The sequence below is a fragment of the Microbacterium sp. Ld4 genome (assembly GCF_045066555.1).
Taxonomy (GTDB): Bacteria; Actinomycetota; Actinomycetes; order Actinomycetales; family Microbacteriaceae; genus Microbacterium.
Map to the genome: position 1 here is coordinate 1 of NZ_JBISHE010000002.1, position 11,357 is coordinate 11,357.

Here is an 11,357-nt window from a genome sequence, read left to right on the forward strand (position 1 = left end):
ACCTCGGCACGCTCGGCACCTGAGCACCCCGTTTCGGACAGCACCCCCGGCGAAGATCGCCGAGGGTGCTGTCCGAAACGGGGTGCTCAGGTGCCGAGCGTGCCGAGGTAGAGGCCGATCACCTTGGGGTCGTTGAGAAGTTCGCGGCCGGTGCCGGTGTAGGCATCCCGGCCCTGGTCGAGCACGTAGCCCCGGTCGCAGATCTGCAGGCAGCGGCGCGCGTTCTGCTCGACCATGATCGTCGTGACGCCGGCCTTGTTGATCTCCGAGACCCGCAGGAACGCCTCGTCCTGACGGGACGGCGACAGTCCGGCCGACGGCTCGTCGAGGAGCAGCACGTACGGGTCCATCATCAGGGCGCGGCCCATCGCGACCATCTGGCGCTCGCCGCCCGACAGTGACCCGGCGCGCTGCTGCAGCCGCTTGCCGAGGTCGGGGAAGATCGACGTCACGAACTCGATGCGCTCGTTGACGATCTTCGGGCGCTGGTAGGCGCCCATCTGCAGGTTCTCCGCGATCGACAGGCTCGGGAAGACGTTGTTCGTCTGCGGCACGAAGCCGACGCCCTTCGAGACGAGCTTGTTGGCGCGGAGGCCGGTGATGTCGTCGCCGTTCAGGGTGACGGCGCCGGAGCGGACCTTCACCTGACCGAACATCGCCTTGAGCATCGTCGACTTGCCGGCGCCGTTGGGGCCGATGATGCCGATCAACTCGCCCTTGGCCGCGGTGAGGTTCGCGCCGTTGAGGATGTTCACGCCGGGCAGGTAGCCCGCGTGCACGTCCTTCAACTCCACGACGTTCGGGGCCGATGCGGTGGCGGTCGCGCCCGAAGGCGCTGCTGCGGTGTCGCTCACTTGTTGTCCTCCGTCGTGTGCGTTCCGTCGTCCGCGGTCGTGGTGGTGTCCGCCTCGACCGCGCCGTGCAGTTCCTGCTGCGCGTCGAGGAGCTCCTGCGCCTCGGCGGTGAGCTCGCCCTCGTAGCGGCCGGTGACCACGCCGAGGTCGACGTCCTGGTGTGCACCGAGGTACGCGTCGATGACGGCCTGCTCCTTCATGACCGTGTCGGGCGGGCCCTCGGCGACGACCTGACCCTCGGCCATGACGATGACCCAGTCGGCGATGTGGCGGACCATGTGCATGTCGTGCTCGACGAAGAGCACGGTCATGCCGAGGTCCTTGAGGTCGAGGATGTGATCGAGCAGCGACTGCGTCAGCGCCGGGTTGACCCCGGCCATCGGCTCGTCGAGCATGACCAGCGTCGGGTCGCTCATGAGCGCACGCGCCATCTCGAGGAGCTTCCGCTGGCCGCCCGAGAGCGACGCGGCGAAGTCCTTCTCCTTGGCGTCGAGCTTGAAGCGGGCGAGCAGTCCGCGCGCCTTCTCCTCGATCTCGGCTTCTTCGCCCTTCCAGAGGAAGGGGAGGATGCTGCGCCAGATGCTCTCGCCCTTCTGGTCGGGAGCGCCGAGCTTCATGTTCTCGAGCACGGTCAGCAGGCCCAGCGACTTCGTCAGCTGGAACGTACGGACCTGGCCCATGCGGGCCGCCTTGAACGCGGGGATGCCGGCGAGGTTCTGGCCGTCGAACGACCAGTCGCCCTCGTTCGGCTTGTCGAATCCGGTCAGCAGGTTGAACAGCGTCGTCTTGCCGGCACCGTTGGGTCCGATGAGCGCCGTGATGGCGTTCCTCGGGATCTCGAGGTGCTCGACGTTGACGGCGGTGAGGCCGCCGAAGACACGCTTCACCCCGTCGGCGACGATGATCGGGTCGACCTTCTCCACGCCGGGACGGATCTCGCCCTTGTGGAGACCGGTGGCCTTGGGGCGCGGGGTCGGGGCTGCAACGTCAGCGGACAAAGGTCAGCTCCTTCTTGTTACCCAGGATGCCCTGCGGCCGGAAGATCACCAGCAGCATCAGTGCGACACCCACCAGGACGAACACGAGCATCTGGCTCTGCTCCGAGCTCAGGAACGGCAGCCAGCCGATCTCGACGAGCGCGGGCAGCAGGTTGGACAGGAACGCACGGACCACCCAGAAGAGCACGGCGCCCAGCACGGGTCCGAAGATGGTCGCGGCTCCACCGAGCAGCAGCGCCGTCCACACGTAGAACGTCTGCGAGGTGACGTAGACGTTCGGGTTCACGTTCGTGCCCATGGCGGTCACGATGCCGCCGGCGGCGATGATGACGCCACCGACGATGAGCGCCTGCATCTTGAACGCGAACACGTTCTTTCCGAGGGAGCGCACGGCATCCTCGTCTTCACGGATGCCGCGGATGACGCGGCCCCACGGGCTGCTCATGAGCCGCCAGACGAAGGTGACGACGATCGCGATGGTGATCGTGCCGATGATGATGACCCACCACTGGTCGGACTGGTAGGTCCACGGGCCGAACCCGTAGCGGCCCGGGGGGAGCGGGTTGCTCGCCCGGAACGCCGCCTGGAAGCCCGACAGGCCGTCGGCCGATCCGGTGACCTCGCGGAAGGTCGACGTCAGGAACAGGAGGCGGACGACCTCGGCGGCAGCGATGGTCACGATCGCGAGGTAGTCACCCCGGAGGCGCAGCGTCGGGATGCCCATGATGAGCGAGAACACCACGGCGGCGACGAGTCCGATGAGCGCGGCGAGCGGCCACGACACCCCGAAGGAGAGGGTCGAGATCGCGAATCCGTATGCGCCGACGGCCATGAAGCCGGCGACACCCATGTTGAGGAGCCCCGCGAAGCCGAAGTGGATCGAGAGTCCGATCGCGGCCAGCACGAAGCCGAGGGTGGTCGGCGACAGGATCTGCGCCGCTGTGTTGGTGAGGATCTGCAGGATGTTCATCAGCCGCTATCCGATTCGCTCTCGGCGCCCGAGAAGGCCCTGTGGACGGAAGAGAAGGATCACGATCAGCACGACCAGCGCGCCGACGTACTTGAGGTCGGACGGGATCCACAGCGTGGAGAGCTCGACGAGGAGGCCCACGATGATCGACCCCACCAGAGCACCGAAAGCGGTGCCGAGACCGCCCAGGGTGATCGCGGCGAAGATGAGCAGCAGGATGCTGGTTCCCATGTCCCACTTGATGCCGGGACGGAAGTAGGCCCACAGCACGCCCGAGAGACCGGCGAGAGCGGCGGCGAGGATCCAGACGACCCGCACCACACCGTCGACGTCGATGCCGCTCGCCGCAGCCAGCGACGGGTTGTCGGACACGGCGCGCGTGGCCCGCCCGATGCGAGTGCGCATGAGCCACCAGGCGAAGGCGATGATCACGGCGATCGAGACGCCCATGCTGACCACGTCGGTGATCGACAGGCGGATCGGGCCGAGTCCGGCGATCGTCGTCGTCGCCCCACCCGGGAGGGTGGTTGTGGCGCCGCCGACGAACATCTGGAAGATGTAGCGCAGCGCGAGCGACAGACCGATCGAGACGATCATCAGCTGGACCGTGCCGAGGCCCTTCCGTCGCAGTGGTCGCCAGAGTCCGGCATCCATTCCGAAGCCGAAGAGTCCCGAGACGATCACCGCCGCCGGGATCGCGACCCAGATGGGCGCATCGAGGCCGACGCTGAACAGCAGCGCGGCGAGGGCGCCGAAGGTCACCATCTCGCCGTGCGCGAAGTTCGACAGGCCCGTCGTGCCGAACACGAGTGACGCGCCGATCGCGGCGAGGGCGAGCATCAGGCCGAAGTTGAGGCCGTTGACCGCTCGCGAGGCGAACTGGTCCCAGAAGGAGGTGGTCACGCGTTCGGCGGCGCCCAGGGTGAAGTTACGGGTGACCGTGCTGGTCGGGCCGAACTCCACCTCCTGGGTGAAGCCGAACCCCTCGGGGGCGGCCACGCCCTCGGGGAGCGAGTCCTCCACGAGCTCGACGGTGTACGTCCCGTCCTTGGTCGGTACCGGCACGCGCCACGAGCCGTTCTCGGCTGTCGTGGCCTCGCCCTCGAATCCGGGGCTGGTCACGGCGATCGTGGCACCCTCGACGGGCTCACCCGCGACCCGGACGTTGCCCTGGATGGTGAACGCGTAGTCCTCGGGGTTCTGGGTCTCCGCCGCAGCGGGGTTCGCGATGCCGAGCAGGAGCACACCGGAGAAGATTCCGGCGATCAGCGCGACGAACGCACGTCTCCATCGATTGCGGGCGCGCGAGTATTCGGTGGTCGTCACCGACACCTCCTGTTAGAAGCATGGTCAGCGCGCTGAGGTACGGGTGCCTTCGGCGCCACACGACCGTATCCAGCGATTGTTGCCGGTGTGTTTCCCCGCCGCAACCAGCGAACACGGCTCGGCGCGAGATCCGCGAGAGCGCTCCCGAGCGGGCGGGGCGCGGCATCCGGAATGAAACGGGCTCCGCGCGCCTTAGAATTCGTACAGACCCGGAGCGACGCAGGAGAGTACATGGAGCACAACGACCCGTTCGGATTCGTGGGACTGACGTACGACGACGTCCTGCTTCTTCCCGGCCACACCGACGTCATCCCGTCCGAGGCCGACACCTCGTCCCGGGTCTCACGGCGCGTCACCGTCGCGACACCGCTGCTGTCCGCGGCGATGGACACGGTCACCGAGACGCGCCTGGCGATCGCCATCGCCCGCGAAGGCGGACTCGGCATCATCCACCGCAACCTCTCGATCGCCGATCAGGCCGCCATGGTCGACCGGGTCAAGCGCAGCGAGTCGGGCATGATCACCGACCCGATCACCACGACCCCCGACGCCACCATCGAAGAGGTCGACTCGCTCTGCGGGCAGTACCGCATCTCGGGACTCCCCGTCATCGACGACGACGGCCGCCTCGTCGGCATCGTCACCAACCGTGACATGCGCTTCGTGTCGGGCTTCGAACGTCAGACCACCAAGGTCCGCGACGTCATGACCAGCGAGAACCTCGTCACCGCGCCCGTCGGCATCGGCGCGAACGACGTCATCGCGCTGTTCGCCCACCACCGGGTCGAGAAGCTGCCGCTGCTCGACGACGACGGCAAGCTGGCGGGGCTCATCACCATCAAGGACTTCGACAAGAGCGAGAAGTACCCCCTCGCGACGAAGGACGACCAGGGCCGCCTCCGCGTCGGCGCGGCGATCGGCTTCTTCGGTGACGCCTGGGAGCGCGCCGAGGCGCTGCGCGACGCCGGTGTCGACGTGATCGTCGTCGACACCGCCAACGGCCAGTCCGCGGGCGTCATCGACATGGTCCGCCGCATCAAGGCCGACGCCTCGTTCGAGCACATCGACGTCATCGGCGGCAACGTCGCCACCCGCGAAGGCGCACAGGCGCTGATCGACGCGGGTGTGGATGCCGTCAAGGTCGGCGTCGGGCCGGGCTCCATCTGCACCACGCGCATCGTCGCCGGTGTCGGCGTGCCGCAGGTCACCGCCGTCTACGAGGCATCCCTCGCGACGCGCGAAGCCGGCATCCCGCTCATCGCTGACGGTGGTCTCAACTACTCGGGCGACATCGCGAAGGCGCTCGTCGCCGGGGCCGACACCGTCATGCTCGGGTCGCTCCTCGCCGGCACCGACGAGTCGCCGGGCGAGGTCGTCTTCCAGGGCGGCAAGCAGTTCAAGCTCTACCGGGGCATGGGCTCGCTGGGCGCGCTGCAGACCCGGGGCAAGAAGACGTCGTACTCCAAGGACCGCTACTTCCAGGCCGACGTCCCCACCGACGACAAGCTCATCCCCGAGGGCATCGAGGGTCAGGTCGCCTACCGCGGACCGGTCTCGGCCGTCGCGTATCAGCTGGTCGGAGGGCTTCGGCAGTCGATGTTCTACGTCGGCGCCCGAACGGTCGAAGAGCTGAAGGCCCGCGGCAAGTTCGTCCGGATCACCTCCGCCGGGCTCAAGGAGTCGCACCCGCACGACGTGCAGATCGTGGTCGAGGCCCCGAACTACAAGCGCTGAGCGGGCGGGGGAGGCGCGGCATCCGCTGTTCATAAGCGATGCACGGATGCGTCATCGGTTCGACAGCAATTAGACTTTCGCGACGTGCCCACTTCCCCCGCTGAGCTGCCGATCGTCACCGACGGCAAACGGCAGCGGGCACCGCATGTTCCGCAGCGGTTCCGCACGGACATCCAGGCGCTTCGCGCCATCGCCGTGCTGCTCGTGCTCGTGTATCACCTGCGCCCCGAGCGGCTGACCGGCGGCTACATCGGCGTCGACGTCTTCTTCGTCATCTCGGGCTTCCTGATCACCAGTCACCTGGTGCGGGAGGCGTCGCGATCGGGCCGGGTGAAGCTCGGAGCGTTCTGGGCCGCGCGAGCCCGGCGCATCCTTCCCGCGAGCCTCGTCGCGATCGCCGTGACCGTGGGCCTGACGGCCGTTTTCTCCCCTGTCACGAGCCTCGAGAACCTGCAGCGCCAGGCGCTCGCCTCGATCTTCTACGTGCAGAACTGGGTGCTCGCCTCCGACTCCGTCGACTACTCGGCCGCCGAGAACGACGCGACCGCCTTCCAGCACTTCTGGTCGCTGTCGGTCGAGGAGCAGTTCTACGTCTTCTGGCCGCTCATCGTCTTCGCCGCGCTGTGGATCGTCGCGCGCCGCTCGACGGGCGAGCGGGGCGCCGCCACCGACGAGCTCCGTCTGCGGCGACTGCTCACCACGATGTTCGGCGTCGTCGTCCTCGCGTCGTTCGTCTTCTCGACGGTCGCCGTGCTCGACGGCCGTGCCGACGCCTACTTCATCACCACGACGCGAGTGTGGGAGCTCGGCGCGGGCGGGCTGCTGGCCGTCATCACCCTTCGGCGCATCACCGAGGTGTGGCGTCACGTACTCGCCTATGGCGGTCTCGCGGCGATCGCCGTGTCGGCGGTCGTGCTCACCAACGAGACCCCGTTCCCGGGAGTCACGGCTCTGCCGGTCATCCTCGGCACGATCGCCGTCATCCTGGCGGGAACGCCGGGCCGCGACGAGGGCCCGGTGACGCTCCGCGCCTACGACCCCTGGCTGTTCGTGTCGCGGCTGCGGGTGACGCAGTGGATCGGCGACCGTTCGTACTCGCTGTATCTGTGGCACTTCCCGGTCATCGTGCTCTGGCCGGTCATCGCCGACCGGAAGGTCGGGTACATCGATCTGTTCGCGATGACGGTCGTCTCGTTCGTCCTCGCTCATTTCAGCTACCGCTGGATCGAGCAGCCGGTCCGCCGCGCCACGTTCTTCAGCTCCTCGACGCCGCGGACGCTCATCGCCGCGCTGATCGCCATGGTGGTGGTGGCCGGGATGACCTTCGCCTACCCCGCGACCAGCTCGGCCACCGCACGGGAGTGGGACGCCCTCGCCACTCAGGCCCAGAGCCTGCCCGCGCTCGGTGCGGCCGCGGTCACCGGCGACGAGATCCCCACCTTCACAACGCCAGGCGCCGCCGTGACCCCGAGCCCGCTGCGCGCCGGCGATGACCGCAACATCGCGTTCAGCGATGAGGAGTGCGTGTCCGACCAGCGTGCGGCCACGACCGTCTCGTGCACCGCGGGCCCAGCGGATGCCGACCAGTCGGTCGTGCTCGTCGGTGACTCGCATGCGCGTGTCTACTCGACCGCCCTGGCTGACATGGCGGAGAGCGACGGCTGGTCGCTGCGGACCTATCTGCACAACGCGTGCCCGTTCAGCACGACGCCCCGTGTCGAGGAGGAGCGCAACGAGAGCGTCTGCACCGCGCCGAACGCGGTCGTGATGGACGAGATCCTCGCCCAGCGACCCGACCTCGTCATCACGACGTGGTCGGCTGCCGCGCAGTTCGTCGACGACGGCAGTGCCGGCGAGCCCGGCGCCGTCGGTCTGGCCGAGTACTGGAACCAGCTCGAGGAGGCCGGCATCCAGGTGCTCGTCCTCCGCGACGTGCCCCGCATGGCGCGGAACATCCCCGACTGCGTCGCGCTGCGCTACGACTCTCCCGACAGCTGCGGAGTGAGCCGCGACCGGGGTCTGCGCGGCGAAGAGGTCACGGCCGAGGCGATCGCGCTCGCGCCCGAGGCCACGCTCGCCGACTTCACCGACACGTTCTGCACCGAGGAGCGCTGCAAGGCCGTCATCGGCAACGTCGTCGTCTACTCCGACAACCATCACCTCACCGACACGTTCGCGCGGACGATGATCCCGCAGCTGTCCGAGGAGATGGACCGCGCCCTCGCCAGCGGCTGACGCGGCGCCCGCGTCGATGCCGACCGCTGTCAGCCCGGCAGCCGGAACGGCTCCGCCGCGCGGGCGGACGGATCGAGTGCGAGGTCGGCGAGAGTCTCCCCGACGCCGGGTGCGAACTTGAAGCCGTGCCCCGAGAATCCCGCGCCGACGACGACCGCCCCGACCCGGTCGAGCACGAACGCGCTGTTCGGCGTCGACGTGTACGTGCAGGAGAAGTGCACCGCGGAATCGGGGTCGAGCCCCGGCATCCATTCGCGCACGTACTCGCGCAGCGTCTCTGCGTGCGTGACCCGGTGGGGCCGCTCGTCGGGGTCGACCACATCGCCGACCCGGTGGAGCCCCACCTTCACCCCCTCGCCGGGGGTGGGCATGCCGTAGATCGGAGCGGGCCCGACGTAGTGGTTGAACGACGGCCACGGGGCGTCGCTGCGCGGAGCGAAGTGCGCGGGCGTCTCCTCGGTCACGACGAGCTCCGGCAGGCGGATGCCGGGGAGCAGCTGCTCGGTCCACGCGCCCGCCGTGACGATCACGACATCCGCATCGATCACCGCACCGCCCTCGAGCGTCACGCGCGCGCCGGAGCCGGTGTCGACGATGCGCTGCGCGGGAGCCTCCCAGCGCACGTCGCCGCCTGCGAGAAGGACGCAGCGCTCGAGCTCGCGCATCGCGGCCGACGCGCGGACGACACCCGCGTCGGGGGAGAAGAGGACGTCCGAGGCGAAGCGCATTCCCGGCCAGCGCCGCCCGGCCTCGCCCGCCGACAGCAGTTCGGCCGGGATCCCGCGCTCGCCGAGGCGGGCGGCGATACCGGCCAGCCCGCTCGTGTCGCCGCCGAGGTCCTCACCCCCGCCGTGCGTGACCAGGCCGTGCAGGCGCAGGAGCGATTCGCCGTCGACCGTGCCCAGCGTCTCCCAGCCCGCTCGGGCGCGCTGCAGCAGGTCGAGGTAGTGCGCGTCGGCGTAGGCGTTGTTCACGTTGCGGGTCTCGCCGTGCGACGCGCCCTCGCGGTGGCCGCGGCCGAACCGTTCGACCACGATCGGCCGTTCGCCCCGGCGCGTCAGCGCCCACGCGGTCGAGAGTCCCATGATGCCGCCGCCGACGACCACGATGCGTGCCATGCGGCCAGCATCCCATGCCTCTCCGGGTGCCCGGTCGCCCGGCCGACCGGGCACGCCGCAGGTGCCACCGGTAGGCTGGGGTCGTGAGCATGGAAATTGAGATCGGTCGCGCGAAGCGCGCCCGCAGGGCCTACGCGTTCGACGACATCGCGGTCGTGCCCTCGCGGCGCACCCGCAACCCCGAGGACGTCTCGACGACCTGGTCGATCGACGCCTACAGCTTCGGCATCCCCGTCCTCGGAGCGCCGATGGACTCGGTCATGAGCCCGCAGACGGCGATCATGCTCGGCCAGCTCGGCGGCCTGGGAGTCCTCGACCTCGAGGGGCTCTGGACCCGGTACGACGACCCCGAGCCGCTGCTCGCCGAGATCGCGGCCCTCCCTACCGACGGGGCCACCCGCCGCATGCAGGAGCTGTACTCCGCACCGATCAAGCCCGAGCTGGTCCGCGACCGCCTGGCCGAGATCCGCGCGGCCGGCGTCACCGTCGCCGGCGCCCTGACGCCGCAGCGCACGCAGGACCTCTACGAGACCGTCGTCGCCGCCGGCGTCGACCTCTTCGTCATCCGCGGCACGACCGTCTCGGCCGAGCACGTCTCGAGCGAGACCGAGCCGCTGAACCTCAAGAAGTTCATCTACGACCTCGACGTCCCCGTCATCGTGGGCGGCGCCTCGACCTACACCGCCGCGCTGCACCTCATGCGCACCGGCGCAGCCGGCGTGCTCGTCGGCTTCGGTGGGGGAGCGGCATCCACCACCCGCGCCACGCTCGGACTCCACGCGCCGATGGCGACCGCGGTCGCCGACGTTGCCGGAGCCCGCCGCGACTACCTCGACGAGTCGGGCGGACGCTACGTGCACGTCATCGCCGACGGCGGCGTCGGAACGTCCGGCGACATCGTCAAGGCGCTCGCGATGGGTGCCGACGCCGTCATGCTCGGCGTCGCGCTCGCGCGGGCCACCGATGCGCCCGGTCGCGGCTTCCACTGGGGCCCCGAGGCGCACCACGCGAAGCTCCCGCGCGGCACGCGCGTCGAGACGGGCCAGGTCGCTCCGCTCGAGGAGATCCTCTACGGGCCGGCGCCCGTCGCCGACGGCACCGCGAACCTCATCGGCGCGCTCCGCAAGTCGATGGCGACCACCGGGTACTCCGACCTGAAGGAATTCCAGCGCGTCGAGGTCGTCGTCGCGCCGTACTCGTCGCGCTGATGACAGACGCCCGCTCCGTCGACGACGTCCCCGACGTCTTCCCGCCGACGCTGCGGGAGGTCATGCTCCGCCCGTTCTGGATCGGGATGCTGGCGGTCGCCCTGATCGTCGCGGGCATCTTCGCGTGGCTCGGGCAGTGGCAGCTGGGCAACGCGATCGACACCGACCCGCCCGTCGCGGGCGCGACCGAGCAGCTCCGCCCGATCGGCGACGTCAGCTCACCCGGGGAGTATCTCCCCGAGCCGCTCGTGGGGCAGCGCGTCGAAGTCGCCGGGTCGTTCGTCGCGGACGACTTCACCGTCATCTCGTCGCGGTTCGACCAGGGGGAGCCGGGCTTCTGGGTGGCGGGGCAGTTCCGTGTCGCGACGGACACCACCGGCACCGACGGGCCGACCTCGCTCGCCGTCGCGGTCGGGTTCACGACGAGCAGGACAGATGCGGATGCCGCGGCATCCGCTCTGAGCGCGGCTCCGCCGCAGGACGTCACCCTCACCGGCCGGCTCATCTCCGACGAGGGCGCCCAGTTGCCGCCCCGGGGAGCAGACCCCTACGAGGTTTCCCGGATGTCGCCCGCCGCGCTGCTGTCGCAGTGGAGCGATATCGGAGACCTCGACGTCTACCGGCCCTACCTCACCTCGGAGGAGGCGTTCGGGACCCTCGGCGAGATCCACTCGCCCGCTCCGAGCGAGCTCTCCTCGGTGAACTGGCTGAACATCTTCTACGCGATCGAGTGGGCGGTCTTCGCCGGCTTCGCGTTCTACATGTGGTACCGCCTGACCCGCGACGCCTGGGAGAAGGAGGTCGAAGACCTCGAGGGAGCGGACGACTCCGGCGACAGCGACCCCGCCTCCGGCCTCGCCGTGGTCGACGCCGGAGGCGCCGACCACCCGTCCACGCGCCCGTAGACTGGGAAC

The 11,357-nt window shown here is 69.4% G+C and carries 9 protein-coding genes; 4 read left to right on the plus strand and 5 right to left on the minus strand.

Annotated elements, in window-relative coordinates; all coding sequences use genetic code 11:
• Nucleotides 1-86: 86 nt before the first annotated feature.
• Genes ACJJV7_RS00665 through ACJJV7_RS00680 form a run of 4 tightly spaced genes read right to left on the minus strand, consistent with a single transcriptional unit; the run spans nt 87 to nt 4,148 of the window.
• Nucleotides 87-854 carry an ABC transporter ATP-binding protein gene (locus tag ACJJV7_RS00665; protein WP_405372973.1) on the minus strand — a complete coding sequence of 256 codons (768 nt, stop codon included), beginning with the start codon at nt 852-854 and terminating at the stop codon, nt 87-89.
• Entirely contained in the window at nt 851-1,852 is a 1,002-nt protein-coding gene (locus ACJJV7_RS00670) for an ABC transporter ATP-binding protein (protein ID WP_405372974.1), read from the minus strand. Before ACJJV7_RS00670 ends, ACJJV7_RS00665 begins: the two co-directional genes overlap by 4 nt.
• Nucleotides 1,842-2,822, minus strand: a complete 981-nt coding sequence (locus tag ACJJV7_RS00675; RefSeq protein ID WP_405372975.1) for a branched-chain amino acid ABC transporter permease — start codon at nt 2,820-2,822, stop codon at nt 1,842-1,844. The genes ACJJV7_RS00670 and ACJJV7_RS00675 overlap by 11 nt, the downstream gene beginning before the upstream one ends.
• Before the next feature lie 6 nt (nt 2,823-2,828).
• Nucleotides 2,829-4,148, minus strand: coding sequence for a branched-chain amino acid ABC transporter permease (locus tag ACJJV7_RS00680; RefSeq protein WP_405372976.1), 1,320 nt, complete (start codon nt 4,146-4,148; stop codon nt 2,829-2,831).
• A gap of 231 nt (nt 4,149-4,379) precedes the next feature.
• On the opposite strand from ACJJV7_RS00680, the gene guaB reads away from it, so the two are divergent.
• Both guaB and ACJJV7_RS00690 read left to right on the plus strand, forming a co-directional pair.
• Entirely contained in the window at nt 4,380-5,882 is a 1,503-nt protein-coding gene (gene guaB / locus ACJJV7_RS00685) for an IMP dehydrogenase (protein ID WP_405372977.1), read from the plus strand.
• 84 nt (nt 5,883-5,966) lie between these two features.
• Nucleotides 5,967-8,117, plus strand: coding sequence for an acyltransferase family protein (locus tag ACJJV7_RS00690; protein ID WP_405372978.1), 2,151 nt, complete (start codon nt 5,967-5,969; stop codon nt 8,115-8,117).
• Between the two features lie 29 nt (nt 8,118-8,146).
• On the opposite strand, the gene ACJJV7_RS00695 is transcribed toward ACJJV7_RS00690, so the two are convergent.
• Complete coding sequence (locus tag ACJJV7_RS00695; protein WP_405372979.1) at nt 8,147-9,235, minus strand: FAD-dependent oxidoreductase; 1,089 nt, start codon at nt 9,233-9,235, stop codon at nt 8,147-8,149.
• Between the two features lie 89 nt (nt 9,236-9,324).
• Here ACJJV7_RS00695 and ACJJV7_RS00700 point away from each other — a divergent pair, with 89 nt between their 5' ends.
• Together ACJJV7_RS00700 and ACJJV7_RS00705 are read left to right on the plus strand one after the other, a co-directional pair.
• Complete coding sequence (locus tag ACJJV7_RS00700) at nt 9,325-10,443, plus strand: GuaB3 family IMP dehydrogenase-related protein (protein ID WP_405373041.1); 1,119 nt, start codon at nt 9,325-9,327, stop codon at nt 10,441-10,443.
• Nucleotides 10,443-11,348 (plus strand): SURF1 family protein, encoded by a 906-nt coding sequence (locus tag ACJJV7_RS00705; protein WP_405372980.1) that lies wholly within the window; start codon nt 10,443-10,445, stop codon nt 11,346-11,348. Before ACJJV7_RS00700 ends, ACJJV7_RS00705 begins: the two co-directional genes overlap by 1 nt.
• The last annotated feature ends 9 nt before the right edge of the window (nt 11,349-11,357 follow it).